A 16,323-nucleotide genomic window follows, 5' to 3' on the forward strand; every position below is an offset into this window, starting at 1 on the left:
CGCACAGTACCAGCATGAATCTTGCAGCGAACTTAGTCGATTCAGCCCGGCGGTTCGGCGATCGCCCGGCGGTCCGTTCCGGGGACCAGACGTGGACATACACCGATCTCGATGAGCAATCGGCCCGGGTCGCTGGCTTTCTGCGGGCGCGCGAGATTCAGCCCGGCGACCGGGTGGGGCTGCAATTGCCGAACCTGCTTCAGTTTCCGGCCATCTACTACGGCATCTTGCGCGTGGGTGCCGTTGTCGTGCCGATGAACCCGCTGCTCAAGGAGCGCGAAGTCGACTACTACCTCGGGGACTCTGGCGCGTCGCTTCTGTTTGATGAGCCATCGGCTCTGCTGCCGGGACACACGCCGTCCTATGAGCTGACCGAGCGGTCCAATGACGACACCGCGGTCATCCTCTACACGTCTGGCACGACAGGCCGCCCCAAGGGCGCGGAACTGACTCACTTCAACCTCGCCCGCAACGCTGAGGTCAACGTGACCACGTTGCTGCACTTGACTTCTGACGACGTCGTGATCGGGTGCCTGCCCCTGTTCCACAGCTTCGGGCAGACCGCCGCGATGAACAGTGCCTTCGCTGTGGGGGCGAGCTTGTCCCTAGTACCAAAATTTGATCCTGGCAAGGTTCTTGAAATCATTGAGCGGGACCGGGTCACGGTGTTTCAAGGCGTGCCAACGATGTATTCGGCATTGCTGAACCATCCCGATCGCGAGAAGACCGATCTGAGCTCGATTCGGTTGTGTGTTTCGGGTGGCGCGCCGATGCCGGTCGAGCTGCTGCACGGGTTCGAGGAAGCCACTGGGGCGATGATCCTTGAGGGCTATGGTCTTTCGGAGACTTCGCCGATCGCCTCGTTCAACCATCCGGACCGCCCACGCAAGCCTGGATCGATCGGAACGGCTCTATCCGGGGTCGAAATGAAACTGGTCAACGTTTCTGAAGGCGTCGGCGAGATCGCCATTAAGGGCGAGAACATCATGAAGGGGTACTGGGGGAACCCGGCCGCGACCACCGAAGCGATTCGCGACGGCTGGTTTCACACGGGTGACCTGGCGAAACAGGACGAAGACGGCTACTTCTACATTGTCGACCGGAAAAAGGATCTCATCATCCGCGGCGGGCTCAATGTCTATCCGCGCGAGGTGGAGGAGGTGCTCTACGAGCACCCCGCCGTGGCCGAAGCCGCTGTCATCGGCGTGCCGCACGAGTCGCTCGGCGAGGAGGTCGCCGCCGCCGTAGCGCTCAAACCCGGGATGACGGCCGAGCCGGGGGAGCTGTCGGCGTTCGTCAAGGAGCGCATCGCGGCCTACAAATACCCGCGCAAGATTTGGCTAGTGGACGAACTCCCGAAAACCGCGACTGGCAAGATCCTGCGACGTGAAGTCCAGCCTCCACTGTGAACGCGGCATAGACCCATCCACTCGCGACGGTGTTCCGAATCTGATACACCAGTCTCAAGACAGGAGAGGTGGGTGTTGATGAAAGGTGCTCCCTCACGGGAACCAGCCGCAGGAAACCCCGGTGAGGGTGCAGACAGCCTGCTACGGGCGACCGCCAAAGGTGACGAGGCGGCCTTCGCCCGGCTCTACGACCTTGTCGCAGGGCGGGTCTACGGCCTGATCCGGCGTGTTCTGCGCGACGCGGCACAGGCCGAGGAAGTCACGCAGGAGGTCATGGTGGAGGTTTGGCGCACCGCAGGGCGGTTCGACCCGGCTCGTGGCACGGCCACGGCCTGGGTGTTCACCATCGCCCACCGCCGTGCCGTCGACCGCGTGCGCTCAGAACAGGCCGGCTCCGACCGCGTGCGAAGGCTGGTCCCGGAGCGGGAAGCCCAGCATGACGTGGTGGTCGAGGAGGCTACGGCCCGATTGGAACGCCAGCAGGTGCGGCGGTGCCTGAAAACCTTGACCGAGTTGCAACGTGAGGCGATCACCCTGGCTTACTACGGCGGTTACACCTACAGCGAGGTGGCCCAGCTCCTCGAAGCCGCCCTGCCCACGGTGAAGACCAGGATGCGCGACGGCCTGATCCGCCTGCGCGACTGTCTGGGGGTGAGCGTGGCATGAGCGAGGGCTTGCCCGAGCGAATCGGGATTGCGGTGCGACTTGGGCTCCCGCGGCGAACGCGACCGAAGGGAGTGTTCGGCGTGGGTGCGGGCTTGCCCGAGCGAATCGGGATTGCAGGGCGCTTAGTGCCTCGTGGCGAAGGCGACCGAAGGGAGGCTTCGGCATGAGCGCTCCAACGGATATTCATTCGCTCGCGGGGGCTTACGCCCTTCACGCACTGGACGCTGGCGAGCGGGAACTCTTCGACGACCACCTCGCCGGGTGTTCGGTGTGCCGCAACGAGGTCGCCGAGCTACGCGAGACAGCGGCCCGTCTGGCCGACGACGCGTGGGAGATCCCTCCGCCACGGCTGCGCCAGCAAGTGCTAAACCAGATCGCGTCCACACGGCAGGCGTTGCCGCCGATGCGGCGTTCGTCGCGGCGTGGGCCGATGATTCGCCATCGCACACGGATGCTCGTCGCCGCGGGAGTGGCTGCGATCGTTGCGGCGGCAGGGGTTTACGCGGTGCAGGAGCTTCGCCTGCGCGATCAGCGCATCTCGGCGCACGCTGAGGCGCAGCGGATCGAAGCCGTGCTCACAGCGCCCGACGCGGTGCTGCGCACGAGCGCCGTCCAAGGTGGAGGAACGCTAACGATCGCCATGTCGCCGAGCCGCGACCAGGCTGTCATCATGCTTCGCGATGCCAAGACTCCAGACTGGAACAAGGTGTACCAGTTCTGGCTGATCCAGGGTGCCAACCCGAACCCCGCCGGGCATCTCGTGCGGGATCAGAACTCGGCCACCCGCGTCGTAAGCGGCGTTAGAGGGATGAACGTGCTGGGGCTGACGATGGAAGCACCCGGGGGCTCAGTGACCCCAAGTCTGCCGATTCTCGCCCAAATCCCGCTGACCTGACCGTTTTCCAGCCAGCCTCGTCTCGTGTGAGGTTGGCTGGAAACATGAAGCTGTTGCTGGTTCAGGTATTGCTGGCGTTGGCCGTAACAGATCCTTCGCCGTCGCCTTCTGAGCCCGTGTGCGTGCCACCGTCGGCGGCCAGTGTTCCAGCCGCGCAAGCGGTGGCCGAGCATCCGCAACTCAACATGTTCACCAAACTGGTCAGCCTTTCCGAACGCACCGAAGCTTTGAACGAGGCCCCGGCCGTCACCGTCTTCGCCCCAACAGACGCGGCGTTCGAGCGGCTAAATCCCGAGGATCTCGCCTCGATCCTGTCCGACAACGTGACGCTGACGAATCTGCTGACCTATCACGTGGTGCCGCAAAACCTTGCGCCAGAACAGCTTCTGGGCACTCACCAAACGATGCAGGGCAGTTCGCTGACGGTCACCGAAGATGGTCTCGTCAACGAAACTGCCCGCATCGTGTGTGAAGCTGTGCCCGCTACCAACGGCACGATCTATCTCATCGATGCCGTGCTATGACACCGACAGGACGTCGACGACGAAGCGAAGGGCCCCGGGCACCTGGCCGTTGTCGCCATAGGCCATCGCTGACGGGATGTCGAGCTGCACGCGGCTGCCCGCCTTGATGTTGAGAAGGCCTTGGTCCCAGCCCTTGATGACGCTGCCCTGCCCGAGAGTCACCTCGAAGGTCCGTGAGCTCTTCCAGGACGAGTCGAACTCGGTGCCGTCCTTAAAGGACACTCCAACGTAGTTCACGACGATCTTCTTGCCCGCGGCCGAAACAGGGCCGGTGCCTTCGATGAGCGTGGTGACCTTCAGTTCGCTGACCGTGCCGGTGGGCTTTTCCACCACGGGCTTGGTCTTGAGCGCCTCATTGGCGCCCGCGGGCACGCCCGGGAACGGGGTCGCTGGGGCCGTCGCGGTCGGTGCGGCTGTCGGTTCCGACGTGGGTGTCGGGCTCGCGGTCGGGGTCGAGTCGACGAGGTTCTTGATGAACAGGCCGATCCCCACGAGGACGCCGACCACCACGAGGATGATGAGCGCGTTCTTCCCCATGACTTTGCGACGGGCGATGGCGGCTTGACGGGCCCTGGCGGCCTTTGCCGCGTCCCGCTTCTCAGCCTTGGTCAGAACCTGTCCCGGCGGCGGGGTGAAAACGCGCTTACTCATGTCTGTAACTCCGTGATTGAGGGGCTGGCGGCCGCAACTTTATATCGCAGCGGCCGATCTCACCGCCAGAGCCACCCCGACCACCAGCACCAACGCACCCGTCGCACTCGGCGCCCGGGTGAGTAAACGCGCCAGCCACGTGAACCGGTCGCGCAACGAGAGCAACGTCAGCCCGGCGAGCGTCAGCGTGCCAGCCATGCCCAGCCCATAAGCGAGCACGAGCAAGATGCCAAACCCGGTGCGCCCCAGCGCGATCGAGCCCAAGAGAACGATCAGCGCCGATGGGCTCGGGACCAGGCCACCAGCCACCCCCAGCGCCGCCAGCATCCTCTTGCCCGGACGAACCTCCGTCCCGTGCCCGCCTCCAGCGCCACGATCGAGGCCCGAGCCAGCGTCGTGGCCGTGGGCATGCGCAGCCTGCCCGTGGCCGTGCGTCGCGTGTGCATGGCTGTGGGCGTGATGGCCGGGGTCGTGGTCGCGCCATGGATGGGCGTGCCGCACGAGGCCGTGGGTGTGGAGCCCGTGGCCGTGCGTCGCGTGTGCGTGGCTGTGGTCGTGTGCCGCGTGACCATGGGACGTATGGCTGTGTGGCGCGTTGCCATGGGATGCGCGGGCATGCGGCGTGTGGTCGTGACTGGCGCCGTGGTCGTGCGGCGCGTGGGTGTGCCGTGCGTGGGTGTGGGGGCTGGTGCCGTGGGGATGATGGTGGTGGTGGTGGTGCGGATGGTGGTGGGGGCGGCGGAGCATGGTGATGCCGACGGCGACGATGACGGCGCCGCTGAGGAGGCCGAGCCAGCTGAGCACGGTTTCGCCTGCAAGCCACGTGGTGGTCGACAGCAGGAGTCCTAACGCGAGCACGCCGCCGGTGTGGGTGGCCGTGACGGTGGCGCCCACGATGAGCGCGTCGCGGCGACGGCCCGCTCGGCCGGCTAGATAGATCGCCATGACGGTCTTGCCGTGGCCGGGCAAAGCGGCGTGAGCGGCCCCCAGCACCATCGAGAGCCCGATCGCCAGCAGTCCGACCCAGAGCGTCAGCTCGATGCCTGAGACGTTGTGCTGCAGCCACTGTTCCGCGCGCGTTAGCAGGCCAGGAGTGGCGATCGCGGCGGATTCCCCGAGGGCGGCTGTCCCGTTGCCGGGACGGACCGTCAACGTGGCTTCGCGAACATCGAGCGGGGAGTCCAGCTGTCCGTCGGGGTAACGGCGCAGGCCATCGGTGACGGACCGCGCTGGCAATCCGTCGACGGCCACTCCCGCCCCGCGGGCGGTCAGCTCTCGCCAGCCAACGCGTTCGGGCAGATGTCTGTTCGCGACGGTCACCTGAGTTGTACCGCTCAGGTCAGTTTGTGCGACCAGATCGCACGTGAACCGGCTCGTGCGTAAACCCGCGGCGCCTGGTTCTTCCGTGTGCGTGCTGGCCGTGATCTGCCAGGTCAGCCGCTTCCCGTCGACGGTGGTGACGAGATCGCGGGCGAAGTCCGCGCACGTGTTCGCGGCGTCAGCTTGGTGCTGCAGCGTTGGCAATTCAGCCAAGTCGAGCGTGGCGACGGCACTGACCTTGTCGGGGTGCAACGTCAGCTCGGCCAGCTGATTGACGGAGAAGTTGCCGAGCGGATGGGCTGGTACGAGTGCCAGCGCCAGCAGAGCTTGGATCATCGCAGGGACTCCTCGATCACGCGCAGATGAGACTGGTAGTCGCGGTGCTGAATGCCAAGCGACAGGGCCTGGCGGGCGAACCCGATGGCTTCTGCGTCGCGTCCGGCCAGGTGCAGCGACCAGCCGAGCAGATCGGCGACATCCGCGTGCTGGCGGCGCTGCCACTCGCGTTCGCACAGGCTGACAGCTTTGGCGAAGTCGCCGCGGGCGATGGCCACCTCGGCAGTGGCAAGGTCATCAAGTGACCCGGCATCAGCGAGCAACGCGAGCGCGGCGTCAGCGAGGGCGAGCTGCTGTTCACGTTCCGCGCCGGTCAGCAACGCCGCGTATTCGGCGAACAGCACCGGATCCGGCCGGGCCGACGTGAGCAGGGCATAGACCTGTCTCGCGCGGGATATCTGTCCAAGAGCGACGGACACTTTGGCCAGTCCGTGCCAGCCGGCCACGCCGCGTGCCGCGTCCAGCACGGGCAGCGATGCGAGATCCACATCCCGCAGGACGTGATCAACAGGCGGTTCGATCACGTCCCCCGGGCTGTGGATCAACGGCGCTGACGGCGCCGCTGGCGACCCTGCGGCGGACCGCGCAGGGCTTAAGGAGGCGATGGCTTGCAGGTAAGAGGCTTCGGCGGCGGGGAGGTTGCCGGAGTGGTAGTGCAGGTTGCCGAGTTGTTCGTGGACAAAGGCCGCCTGCGTGCCGTGGGCGTCGCGGAGAGCGCGGTGCCAGAGCGCGGTGGATTCCGCGACGCGGCCGTGCTGCTCGTGGTCGTAGGCCGCGCGGGACAGGGCGGGCAGTGAGGGGTCGAGGTCGAGCATCTGACGGACCGCCTCACTTGCTAATGCGGAACGTCCCAGCTGCGTCTGAGCGTCCGCGAGCACGCCGTAGGCGGGCGCGTGGTGCGGGTTAACGCTCAGCGCTTGCTGTGCCAGCGTGACGGCGCTCGCGAAGTCGTGCCGCGTGTTGGCCAGTGAGCCGAGACCGGTTAGGGCGCTGGAGTTGTCTGCCTGGTTCAGTTTGATTGACTGCTTCAATGCCGCCTCAGCCTTGTTGTAGAACGCCGGGTTGGCGGTCACGCGCGCCTGCTCCAGGTAGAGGTGGCCGAGTTGTGCCCACAGGGGCCAGTGCCCGGGGGTCCGGGTTAGGCGGTCCTGAATCTGGGCGATCGCGTTCGCCGGGGGCGGGCTCACCGAGTACCCACTAGGTGTGGGGGAAAGTGCCCCCAGCAGCAGGAGGAGGGCGGCGGCCGTGAGCCCCACGGCCGCCGTCGCCTTGATGTATTTCATGAGTACGACCGGCGGCGGCGCCACCAGCCGGCGAACAGCAGCAACCCCATGATCCCGGCCGCGCTAGCGGACAGGACGGCGACGGTGTCGCTGGTGTCCATGCTGGACAGAGACGCTGGCGCGGTGCTCGGGCTGGCGGCGGGTCCGCCGGGAGCGCCGGCGGCACGGGTCGTGTTCGGCAGTGCGACGTAAGGGAACGTATTGCTGAACGTGGTGTCGTTGGCATCCACGGCGTCGCCCTTGGCGAGAGCGTCGACGAGTTTGCCGGTTCGTGCCGCGCCGGCGAGGGCCTGCAAGCCGATGTCGACCACGTCGTCGGTCAGGCGGCGGCCGTTGGGGAAGCCCTGGTTGTCGCCACCGAGCAGGCCAAGGCGGTTGGGCACGGCGGCTTGCGGTGTGCTCAGGTTAAGCCGCAGCATCTCCGACGGAATGATCTTCGCCTTGTTGATGTCGGCGTTGGCCGCCAGGTTGTTGAGGTCCGGCAGTCCGGTTAGGAAGATCGCCACCAGGTCATCGCGTGGAGTCGCGGGAGCGGGCAGCTTATAAATGGCTTCAAGCAGCGCTGGTACTTCGGGATTGGTCACCCGCTGCACCAGTTGCGGATTCTTGCTGTCCTGACTTGGCTTCGAGGCGTTGAAGCCGTCCTTGAGCCCGGCCGGCACGACGACCTCGTTGACGAGCGGGTTGCCCAGACGCGAAACCTGAACCGTTCCGTTGCCCTGTGCTTTAGTGCGCTCGGTGGTGGTCCAGATGCCGATGACCGGGTTCTTGGCGCCGTCTTCGTTGAGGGCGACGTCCTTGAACGGGACCTCCAGCGCGATGGTGTTGACGTTGAATCCGGCGAGGGTGTCGTTGCCGACTTCGCTCAGATCGCCGCCGTAGAGCAGGTCGAACACGCGCAGGTCGAGGAAGAACGGGTCGTCGGCCTGTCCCGCGAACGTGCGCCAGCCGCCGGGGAGCGTGACGGTGGCCTGTTGCCTGAGCGTGCCGTAGTCCGGCATGGAGGCCGGGCCGACGCGACTGGGCGCGACGGGGACGCCGGTGACACGGGTCTTGAACGGTGCGCCGTTGAACGATGACTCGATGCTGTACGTCTGGCGGAACAGCAAGTTCTCGTCATCCAGTGAGGTCACGGGACCGTTGTTGTAGAGGAACGTGGAGCCGCCTCGCTTGTCGATGGTGGAGAACTGGAAGCGGAACCTCGCGTCGGCGTCACCATCGCCGTTGTTGTCGACATTGATGAGATAGGACGCGTCTGTCGCGAACGGATAGAAGGTGGGGCCGCCATCGGGTGCGCTAAACGGGGCCCAGTTGGCGATGAACGTGACGAAGCCCGGGCGGTCTGGGCTGACGAAGGCGTAAAGGTCGGTGTTGTCGGCCGCTGGATCGTTGGAGATGAGCGGCGCCTCACGATGGCTTGACGCTGTCGTGGCGACGGGGGCGAGGTGGTAGACCGCGGCGAGCAAAGCCGCGATGGCGAGAAGCTTTCTCATGTGACGGCCTTCGTGACCGTCCACTGCGGAGGATGGGCCAGTGTCAGATGGCTTACTCGAACCCATCCATAGCGTGTCCGGCTCCGAAAGGCTTAGCCTGAACGGGTGGCTTTTGATGAGGCCATCGCCGCTTGCCTGCGCGACACCACCCCTGCCGCGCTGATTGCGCTCGGCCACATCGACGATCCGCGCGCGGTTGTTCTGTTGCTGCAATGTGTCCGGTTCCGCGATTGGCGGGTGCGGCTGATGGCTGTGCGATCACTGGCCGGGCACGATGATCCCGTTGCGGTGGCTGCTGTTGAGCGATCGTCCAAAGAGGACTGTTCGCTTCCGGTTCGCGTTGAGGCCGCGTTAGCGGTCTTCCGCCGCGACCGTGCGCGTGGGAAGACTTTGTTAACTTCGATGCTTGCTCATCCGCATGTCACGCCGTCGTTATCGGCGCTGATCAACGGGGCTTTGCGAGGTGAAACATAGTACTACTTTGATCTACGCATAACTATATCTATAAATTCAAGTTTCGGGTTCCTAACATTCCCTCTTAGTTGGCCATAAGCCACCTACAGAAGGGGAGGAAGAGAATGCGGGCAGCACTTGGGCTCGCGGCAGTCCTCGTGGCAGGATCTGCCGCGATCGGCTCGGCGGCTACGGCCGCACCGGTGCAGGGGCAAGTCCTCTACGCCGGGGAAGCCAATGCCGTCAGCGGCTCGTACATCGTCGTGTTCAACAACAACGGCGTGGCCGCCTCCAGTGTCGACACTGAGGCCGCCAAGCTAGCCGGCAAATACGCCGGAAACGTTGGGCACACCTACAAACACGCCCTGCGTGGTTTTTCCGCGCAACTGAGCGAGAAAGCGGCACGCGAAATCGCGGCCCTGCCGAACGTAGCGTTCGTTCAGCAGGACCGGACCGTGCGGCACTTCGGCACCCAGACGCCCACACCTTCATGGGGTCTGGACCGAATCGATCAGCGGGCCTTGCCCCTGAACAACTCCTTCACGTACCCGAACACCGCTAACAACGTGAAGGCGTACATCATCGACACCGGTATCCGCACCACGCACTCCGACTTCGGAGGACGTGCGGTGTGGGGTACCAACACCACCGGGGATGGCAACAACACCGACTGCAACGGGCACGGCACGCACGTTGCCAGCACCACCGCCGGAACGACCTACGGTGTGGCCAAGGCCGCGTCGCTGGTCGCCGTCAAGGTGCTCAACTGCGCCGGCAGCGGCACCTTCGCTGGTGTCATCGCCGGTATCGACTGGGTCACCGCTGACCACGCTGCGGGTGCCCCCGCCGTAGCGAACATGTCACTAGGTGGCGGGTTCGACCAGGCCGTGAACAACGCGGTTACCGCCTCGATCGCTGACGGTGTCTCGTATGCGCTCGCGGCTGGAAACGACAACGGCGCCAACGCCTGCAACGTTTCCCCGGCTTCGACCCCGAATGCCATCACCGTTGGCTCGACGACGAACACCGACGCGCGTTCGTCGTTCTCCAACATCGGAACCTGCCTGGACATCTTCGCGCCAGGTAGCTCCATCACCGCCGCGTGGAACACCAACGACACCGCCACCAACACCATCAGTGGCACGTCGATGGCCACGCCACACGTTGCCGGGGCCGCCGCACTCGTCCTCGGCACCAACCCTTCGTGGACGCCGCTGCAGGTGCGCGACTTCCTCGTCAACAACGCCACCAACGGTGTCGTGACGAGCCCAGGCACCGGCTCCCCGAACAAGCTGCTCTACGTCGTGAATGAAGCCCCCACGCAGGACTTCTCGATCGCCGTGTCGCCGACGTCTGGCGCCGTTAACCCGGGCAGCTCCCTGACCGCGACGGTCAGCACCACCACTACTGTTGGTGCGCCGCAGGCGGTTTCGCTGTCGGCCTCGGGCGCGCCTGCTGGCGTGACCGTGTCCTTCAGCCCGTCGTCGATCACCTCCGGTGCGTCGTCGACCATGACCATCGCCACGACCGGATCGGCGCCCGCGGGCACCTACCCGATCGTCATCAACGGCGATGGTGCGGTGACGGATCACTCCGTGACGTTCTCGTTGACTATCAACGGTGCGCCCGGTTGCTCCGGCACCAACGGTAACGACGTGTCCATTCCGGACAACACGACGGTCAACAGCCCGATCACGATTTCCGGTTGCACCGGAAACGGTTCGGCCACCTCGACCGTCGCCGTCAACATCGTGCACACCTACATCGGTGACCTCATCGTGTCGCTCATCGCGCCCGATGGCACCGCTTACGTGCTGCACAACCGCACCGGTGGCAGCGCCGACAACATCAACACCACCTACACGGTGAACCTGTCGTCGGAGGCCTCAAACGGCACCTGGAACCTGCGGGTTCAAGACGCCGCTTCGGCCGACACCGGTTACATCAACACGTGGACGCTGAACCTCGGCGGTGGCGGCTCGCCAACGTGCACCGGCACCAACCCGACTGACGTGACCATCCCCGACAACACGACCGTGAACAGCACCATCGCGCTGTCCGGTTGCACGGGTAACGGTTCGTCAACGGCACAGATCGCTGTCGCGATCGTCCACACCTACATCGGTGACCTCGTCGTGACTCTGGTCGCGCCGGACGGTTCGACCTACGTCCTGCACAACCGGACCGGTGGCAGCGCCGACAACATCAACCAGACGTACACGGTGAACCTGTCGTCCGAACCGAAGAACGGCACCTGGACCTTGCGTGTTCAGGACGCCGCTTCGATCGACACCGGTTACATCAACAGCTGGTCGATCACCCTGTAAGTATCCCTTTGAGGTCCGTGCACTCCCGTCTCGCGGGGGTGCACGGATCTTTTTGGGCTCTAGCACACTGTGGACACTCAGTCTGTCGATCGGGCTCGCCCCGAAATTCGTGGCGCCTAAGCAAACTTCATGATGCGCGATGAGTCGTATGTGGACCGTGCCGAAGCCGCCATGCGAGCCCGTTCCCGGAAGACGCGGCGGGACCGCTGCTCCTGCAAGGTGATGAATCGCGCTTTTGCCTCGCCGCATTTGGCAGTGGTCGCGGGTGCGATAGGTGTGGGTTTAGTGCCTACGCTGGTGCCCGCATGGGTGCGGGCAGATCGCGTGACGATGGACTTCATCGAACGTGCAGGTCAGCGGGTTTGCGATCTTCGGATTTGCGCTGGGCCAGCGCAGTGGGGCAGCGAAACGATCTACAGCGATGGGGGTTTAGCTGCCCGAAGGGAGGTTCCGGGGCAAAATTCTTCTGCCCGCGTGGACTGTCCCAGCTCTGTGACCAGGGCGAAAAACTAGGCGAGTTAAGCGATGAAATGACCCCACGCATGCGGGCAGGAGGCATAGGGACTGTGCGAGCACTCATGAGGTGAAGGAAGTGTGTGCACGGCAACGGATTTCGCCCGCGCTCAGGCAGGATGTCGGAAAGAAGCCTGGGATGCGCGGACCGGGATGTCCTCGCGGGAGGAACGGCCGCAACCATGTGCGGCGTCGGAAATGAGGTTTTGCATGAAGGTCCGGCTGATCGCGTTGGTGGCGGCAGGGGTGGTTTTGGCGGTCGCGTTCGCGATCCGGGCGCTGGATGACGGTTTGCTGGAACAGTATTCGGGGACGGCGTTGTACGCGACGATGGTGTTCGCGGGCGTGTATGTCCTCTGGCCCAAGACGAAAGTCATCACGGCAGGCGTGATGGCGATCGCGTTTTGCTGGGCGGTGGAGCTGAGTCAGCTGACCGGCATCCCGAAAATCTTGTCGGACAAGAGTATTGTCGCCCGACTCGTGCTCGGGGTGCGGTTCGATCCGGTGGACATGTTGTGGTATCCCGTCGGCGTGGTCCCGTTGTTAATCGGAGCGCAGTGCTACCACTGGGTCAAGACGGCCCGCGCGCTGAGCCGGCACGACGCCGAAGATGATGCCGACGGCAGCGGAAACGCCGAAGGCGAGGGCGATCGACCAAGCGGTGACGGCAGACGGCACGGGCGTCAATGCGGAGGTCAGCACAGCGGCACCGATGCCCAAAGCGATGCCCACGACACCGCCGACAGTCGTTAGCAGAACGGCTTCAAGCAAGAACTGGATGCCGATGTCGCGGGGCCGGGCGCCAACCGCTTTGCGCAGGCCAATTTCACGCGTTCGCTCGCGGACCGAGACCAGCATGATGTTGGAAACCCCAACGCCGCCAACGAGAAGTGAGATCCCGGCGATCGCCGCCAGCACCGTCGTGAGAATTCCCAAGATATCTCCGAGTACGCCGAGAATCTGTTCCTGCGTCACAGCGGAGAATTCGGTGTCGGGGTGGCGGCGTGACAGTTCCGCGATCAGCTCGTCGCCAAGGGCGGCGATGGTTTCGCGGTCGGGGGCCTTGACGGCGAAAGCGTCCACTCGACCGGTGCCGAACAGGCGTTGCGCGGTCGTGATGGGCATGTGGACTTCGTTGTCGCGATCGATGCCGAGACTTTGCCCCAGCGGTTCGAAGACGCCGACCACGCGGAAACGAACCCCGGCCACGGTTACCTGCTGGCCGACGGCGTCTCGTTCGCCGAAGAGTTCACGGGCGACTTTCGCGCCGAGGACGGCCACGCGGCGGCCGGTGTCGACGTCGGTTCGCGTGAAGTAGGAGCCGCTCTTGATGTCGCGCAAGAACACCTTTGGCGTGGTCTCCATGACGCCGTTGATGGTCGTGAAGGTGGAGGCGTTGCCAGCGCGCACGATTTCGCCGGAGGCTAGGTTGGCCGTCACGCGTTCGCGGTCGCCCGCTATTTTCACGACCGCTTCGAGGTCGCTGTTGTCCATTCGCGACACTGTCGGCGCGGCGCCGAGGCTGACCTGACCGGGCACGACGATGAGCAGGTTGGAGCCGAGTCCTTCGACCTGTGCCTCAACGGTGTTCTTGGTGCCGGTGCCGAGGGCGACGAGCACGACGACGGCGGCCACGCCAATCACCATGCCGAGCATAGTCAGGAGACTGCGCATTCTGTTGGCGCGCAAGGCATCCATGGCCACACGCCAGGCTTCGGCCATCCTCATGCCACGATCTCCCCGTCGCGCATGGTGATTTTGCGGGTCGCGCGGCTGGCGACTTCGAGGTCGTGGGTGACGATGACGAGGGCGACGCCGTCACGGTTGAGTTCTTCGAGCAACTCCAAGACGGCTTGTCCTGTCTTCGTGTCCAGGTTTCCAGTGGGCTCGTCGGCGAGCAGGACCTTGGGCTCCGTCACGAGGGCCCGGGCGATCGCGACCCGTTGCTGTTCCCCGCCGGACATCTGGTTGGGCCGGTGCCCGGTGCGGTGGCCGAGCCCGACGCGCTCAAGTGTTTGCTGCGCTTTGGCCCGGCGTTCGCGGGTCGCGATGCCGCGATAGACCAGTGGCAGCGCGACGTTGTCGAGAGCGGTCGTGCGGGGCAGCAAGTGGAATGCCTGGAAGACAAAGCCAATCGTTTCATTGCGCAACTTGGCCATCTCGGGTGCTGTCTTGTCAGACACGTCTTGCCCATCGATGAGCAGCTTGCCGGCGCTGGGGCGGTCGAGCGCGCCCAGCAGATGCATCAGCGTGGACTTCCCGGAACCCGATGGCCCAATGATGGCAACGTAATCGCCTGCCGCGATGTTCAGGGACACTCCGCGCAGGGCGGGCACGCTGACGCCTTCAAGGTCGTACGTTCGCGTGACGTCGACGGCCTCGATCACGGCAGCGGGTCTCCCTCGGTCACCTTGTCGGCTCCCTTGACGACGATCGTCTCGCCCTCACGGAGCCCTTCGGTGATCTCAAGGACATCGCGCCCGGCGACACCCGTGGTAATCCGGCGTTTTTCGGCTTTGCCATCGCGGTTCTTGACCCAGACGGTGTCTAAGCCGTCGGCACTGAACACGGCCGCTGCCGGGACGCACAGTTTGCCCACGGCTTCTTTGACTTTCAGCCTGATGAGCGCGCTCATGCCGGGGCGGGGAGTCACGCTGGTGTGCTTGAGCACCAGGTGAACTTTGTAGGCCACGGCACCGCGGCTGTTCGCCGTGGGCAGCAGGTCGATCGCGGTCACCTCGGCGCGCAGCTCCGCACCAGGAGCGGCGTCCAGTTCGGCGTCGGCGGGCAGGCCTGGCTTGACGAGCAAGATGTCGGTTTCGTCGACCTCGGCCACGAGGCCGAGTTCGGAGGTGTCGACGATCGTGAGAATCGCGGTGCCTGGTGTGACCGGGCTGCCAATGTTGATATTTCCGCTCACTCCGGGCAAAGCGCCCGTTGGCGCGGCGGGCATTCCAGCACCAGACAGCAGATCCGTCAGGCTGGACGGTGCCGCTGCCGCGGACGCGCCGCCCAGCTGGACGGTGCCGCCGAAGGGCGCCGTGATGGTCAGGGCGTCCACATTGGACTTAGCGAGATCGAAGGCTTGCTGCGCCTGCATCACCTGGGCTTGGGTGAGCGCCTTCATGGCCTGGCCCAGCGAAGAGATGCCCTTCTCGACACCCTTGATCAAGCCCCAGGTGGTCTGCGAAGCCTCGCCGTAACGCCGTTCAGCGGTGGTGATCCCGGCCAGCGCCTTGTCCCGCAACGTGGGGTCGGTGATCAGTGCGGCAGCCGAACGAGCTTCGGTGAACGCTTCAGCCGCCCGCTCGTCCAGCGCCTTCTGCACGCCACCAAGATTGACCTTGGTGCTGCCACCGCCGGCCTTCTTAGCCGCGTCGAGAGCCGCCTGCGCCTGGGCTAAACGGGCCGTCGCCTCGGGGGAATCGATCACGGCGACGGTCTGTCCCGCGGCGACTGTCGCACCTGGTGCCACCAGCAGTTGTGCCAGTGTTCCCTTGGCAGGCGAGGTCAGCGAAACCGCGCCACGGGCAGTCACCGAAGCGGGCGCTTCGACCACTTCACTCACGGTGCCGCGGCTGACTTGCGCCACGGTCACCTCGGGGGCGTCATCACACGACGCGGCGGTCAGGGTCAGGACGAGGGCAGTAGCACTCAGCAGCACGAGGGGTCGCACCAAGCGATCGTAACCGCTAGCCCCGAACCTCCAGATTGGACATCAGCTCGGCGGTCGCCGCGGTGATGGCGGCGACGGCTTTGTCGAACGCTTCGGCGTTGTGCGCGGCTGGCTTCCGGAAACCCGACACTTTCCGGACGTACTGCAAAGCCGCAGCGTGATAGTCGTCCTCGGTGACCAGTTCTTCGTACGGTGGGCGCAATGTCTTGATGCTTCGGCACATGCCCCCCATTATTCCTCGCATGCAACCAGAAGTATCTGGCACTACGACCGCTAGCCCGCTGGCCGAATCGGCTCGCGGCTGGCAAAACATTCAGCTCGCCGTGATGGGGTTCATCGGTTTTTGCGGCGTGCTGAAGATGGGCACCGAGCAGGCCGGCCCGGAGTGGCTGGGCTGGTGGTCCACGGGCATGTCCGTCCTGGCCCTGATCACCTCGGTGTTCTCGACCTGGATGGTCGGCAGCGTGGCCTTTCCCACTCTTGGTGCCGAGGCGCAGATGCCGCCCTCGGCGCCTGGCCGGCTCAAGAGCGGCATCGTGATGACGTTCATCTCGGTGGCGATGATGGCTCTCGCCGGGGCGGCCGGCTGGTGGCCCTCGTCTGGCGACAACATCAAGGTCACGGCACAGGACGGCGAAGTCGCGTGCGGAACGAAGGTCGACGGCGCGCCCGCTGGTCAGCTTTGGCTGGAGACCGCCGACGGGACTGTCCGGGTCAACCTCAGCGGGCTTGCTGACATGGAAGTCGTGGGTTCCTGCGAATGATGAGTGTGGTGCC

At 65.0% G+C, this 16,323-nt stretch carries 14 protein-coding genes and 2 pseudogenes; 8 read left to right on the forward strand and 8 right to left on the reverse strand.

Going from position 1 to position 16,323, the window contains the following annotated elements; all coding sequences use genetic code 11:
* Positions 1-14: 14 nt before the first annotated feature.
* The 4 genes from A3E1_RS0101655 (at position 15) to A3E1_RS38365 (ending at position 3,494) form a co-directional block, all read left to right on the forward strand.
* The gene (locus A3E1_RS0101655) at positions 15-1,409 is read left to right on the forward strand and encodes a long-chain-fatty-acid--CoA ligase (protein WP_020519007.1); all 1,395 of its coding nucleotides are present in this window, start codon (positions 15-17) and stop codon (positions 1,407-1,409) included.
* Between the two features lie 78 nt (positions 1,410-1,487).
* Positions 1,488-2,075, forward strand: coding sequence for an ECF RNA polymerase sigma factor SigK (gene sigK / locus A3E1_RS0101660; RefSeq protein ID WP_020519008.1), 588 nt, complete (start codon positions 1,488-1,490; stop codon positions 2,073-2,075).
* Positions 2,076-2,238: 163 nt separating this feature from the next.
* Positions 2,239-2,970 carry an anti-sigma factor gene (locus tag A3E1_RS0101665; RefSeq protein WP_020519009.1) on the forward strand — a complete coding sequence of 244 codons (732 nt, stop codon included), beginning with the start codon at positions 2,239-2,241 and terminating at the stop codon, positions 2,968-2,970.
* A 44-nt stretch (positions 2,971-3,014) separates the two neighbouring features.
* Positions 3,015-3,494 carry a fasciclin domain-containing protein gene (locus tag A3E1_RS38365; protein WP_020519010.1) on the forward strand — a complete coding sequence of 160 codons (480 nt, stop codon included), beginning with the start codon at positions 3,015-3,017 and terminating at the stop codon, positions 3,492-3,494.
* On the opposite strand, the gene A3E1_RS38370 is transcribed toward A3E1_RS38365, so the two are convergent.
* The 4 genes from A3E1_RS38370 to A3E1_RS0101690 are packed head-to-tail and all read right to left on the reverse strand — an operon-like array spanning position 3,489 to position 8,577.
* The gene (locus A3E1_RS38370) at positions 3,489-4,145 is read right to left on the reverse strand and encodes an FKBP-type peptidyl-prolyl cis-trans isomerase (RefSeq protein ID WP_020519011.1); all 657 of its coding nucleotides are present in this window, start codon (positions 4,143-4,145) and stop codon (positions 3,489-3,491) included. The genes A3E1_RS38365 and A3E1_RS38370 overlap by 6 nt on opposite strands.
* Positions 4,146-4,184: 39 nt before the next feature.
* Positions 4,185-5,801, reverse strand: a complete 1,617-nt coding sequence (locus tag A3E1_RS38375) for a hypothetical protein (protein ID WP_020519012.1) — start codon at positions 5,799-5,801, stop codon at positions 4,185-4,187.
* The gene (locus tag A3E1_RS44295; RefSeq protein ID WP_020519013.1) at positions 5,798-7,084 is read right to left on the reverse strand and encodes a tetratricopeptide repeat protein; all 1,287 of its coding nucleotides are present in this window, start codon (positions 7,082-7,084) and stop codon (positions 5,798-5,800) included. Before A3E1_RS44295 ends, A3E1_RS38375 begins: the two co-directional genes overlap by 4 nt.
* Positions 7,081-8,577, reverse strand: a complete 1,497-nt coding sequence (locus tag A3E1_RS0101690) for a DUF4331 domain-containing protein (RefSeq protein WP_020519014.1) — start codon at positions 8,575-8,577, stop codon at positions 7,081-7,083. Before A3E1_RS0101690 ends, A3E1_RS44295 begins: the two co-directional genes overlap by 4 nt.
* Before the next feature lie 105 nt (positions 8,578-8,682).
* Between A3E1_RS0101690 and A3E1_RS0101695 the strand changes: the two genes are divergently transcribed.
* The 3 genes and pseudogenes from A3E1_RS0101695 to A3E1_RS49020 form a co-directional block, all read left to right on the forward strand.
* Positions 8,683-9,051 carry a HEAT repeat domain-containing protein gene (locus A3E1_RS0101695; RefSeq protein WP_020519015.1) on the forward strand — a complete coding sequence of 123 codons (369 nt, stop codon included), beginning with the start codon at positions 8,683-8,685 and terminating at the stop codon, positions 9,049-9,051.
* 104 nt (positions 9,052-9,155) lie between these two features.
* Positions 9,156-11,357 (forward strand): proprotein convertase P-domain-containing protein, encoded by a 2,202-nt coding sequence (locus A3E1_RS38385; RefSeq protein WP_020519016.1) that lies wholly within the window; start codon positions 9,156-9,158, stop codon positions 11,355-11,357.
* 723 nt (positions 11,358-12,080) lie between these two features.
* A pseudogene (locus A3E1_RS49020) lies at positions 12,081-12,392 on the forward strand (ribosomal maturation YjgA family protein); the annotation flags it as partial.
* 21 nt (positions 12,393-12,413) lie between these two features.
* On the opposite strand, the gene A3E1_RS0101710 reads toward A3E1_RS49020, so the two are convergent.
* The 4 genes and pseudogenes from A3E1_RS0101710 to A3E1_RS0101725 form a co-directional block, all read right to left on the reverse strand.
* Positions 12,414-13,598, reverse strand: coding sequence for an ABC transporter permease (locus A3E1_RS0101710; RefSeq protein ID WP_026207981.1), 1,185 nt, complete (start codon positions 13,596-13,598; stop codon positions 12,414-12,416).
* A pseudogene (locus A3E1_RS0101715) lies at positions 13,598-14,257 on the reverse strand (ABC transporter ATP-binding protein); the annotation flags it as partial. The pseudogene A3E1_RS0101715 and the gene A3E1_RS0101710, both read right to left, overlap by 1 nt.
* On the reverse strand, positions 14,254-15,546 hold the full coding sequence (locus A3E1_RS0101720; RefSeq protein WP_020519020.1) for an efflux RND transporter periplasmic adaptor subunit: 1,293 nt from the start codon (positions 15,544-15,546) through the stop codon (positions 14,254-14,256). The gene A3E1_RS0101720 and the pseudogene A3E1_RS0101715, both read right to left, overlap by 4 nt.
* A gap of 16 nt (positions 15,547-15,562) precedes the next feature.
* Positions 15,563-15,769 (reverse strand): DUF2277 domain-containing protein, encoded by a 207-nt coding sequence (locus A3E1_RS0101725; protein ID WP_020519021.1) that lies wholly within the window; start codon positions 15,767-15,769, stop codon positions 15,563-15,565.
* Positions 15,770-15,788: 19 nt separating this feature from the next.
* On the opposite strand from A3E1_RS0101725, the gene A3E1_RS0101730 reads away from it, so the two are divergent.
* Positions 15,789-16,310, forward strand: a complete 522-nt coding sequence (locus A3E1_RS0101730; RefSeq protein ID WP_020519022.1) for a hypothetical protein — start codon at positions 15,789-15,791, stop codon at positions 16,308-16,310.
* Positions 16,311-16,323: the final 13 nt, after the last annotated feature.

Source organism: Catelliglobosispora koreensis DSM 44566, assembly GCF_000379685.1.
Classification (GTDB): domain Bacteria; phylum Actinomycetota; class Actinomycetes; order Mycobacteriales; family Micromonosporaceae; genus Catelliglobosispora; species Catelliglobosispora koreensis.

Coding starts and splice junctions, on each gene's coding strand:
- A3E1_RS0101655 (WP_020519007.1), top strand. CDS start 15: ATGAATCTTGCAGCGAACTTAGTCGATTCAGCCCGGCGGTTCGGCGAT.
- sigK (WP_020519008.1), top strand. CDS start 1,488: ATGAAAGGTGCTCCCTCACGGGAACCAGCCGCAGGAAACCCCGGTGAG.
- A3E1_RS0101665 (WP_020519009.1), top strand. CDS start 2,239: ATGAGCGCTCCAACGGATATTCATTCGCTCGCGGGGGCTTACGCCCTT.
- A3E1_RS38365 (WP_020519010.1), top strand. CDS start 3,015: ATGAAGCTGTTGCTGGTTCAGGTATTGCTGGCGTTGGCCGTAACAGAT.
- A3E1_RS38370 (WP_020519011.1), bottom strand. CDS start 4,145: ATGAGTAAGCGCGTTTTCACCCCGCCGCCGGGACAGGTTCTGACCAAG.
- A3E1_RS38375 (WP_020519012.1), bottom strand. CDS start 5,801: ATGATCCAAGCTCTGCTGGCGCTGGCACTCGTACCAGCCCATCCGCTC.
- A3E1_RS44295 (WP_020519013.1), bottom strand. CDS start 7,084: ATGAAATACATCAAGGCGACGGCGGCCGTGGGGCTCACGGCCGCCGCC.
- A3E1_RS0101690 (WP_020519014.1), bottom strand. CDS start 8,577: ATGAGAAAGCTTCTCGCCATCGCGGCTTTGCTCGCCGCGGTCTACCAC.
- A3E1_RS38385 (WP_020519016.1), top strand. CDS start 9,156: ATGCGGGCAGCACTTGGGCTCGCGGCAGTCCTCGTGGCAGGATCTGCC.
- A3E1_RS0101710 (WP_026207981.1), bottom strand. CDS start 13,598: ATGAGGATGGCCGAAGCCTGGCGTGTGGCCATGGATGCCTTGCGCGCC.
- A3E1_RS0101725 (WP_020519021.1), bottom strand. CDS start 15,769: ATGTGCCGAAGCATCAAGACATTGCGCCCACCGTACGAAGAACTGGTC.
- A3E1_RS0101730 (WP_020519022.1), top strand. CDS start 15,789: ATGCAACCAGAAGTATCTGGCACTACGACCGCTAGCCCGCTGGCCGAA.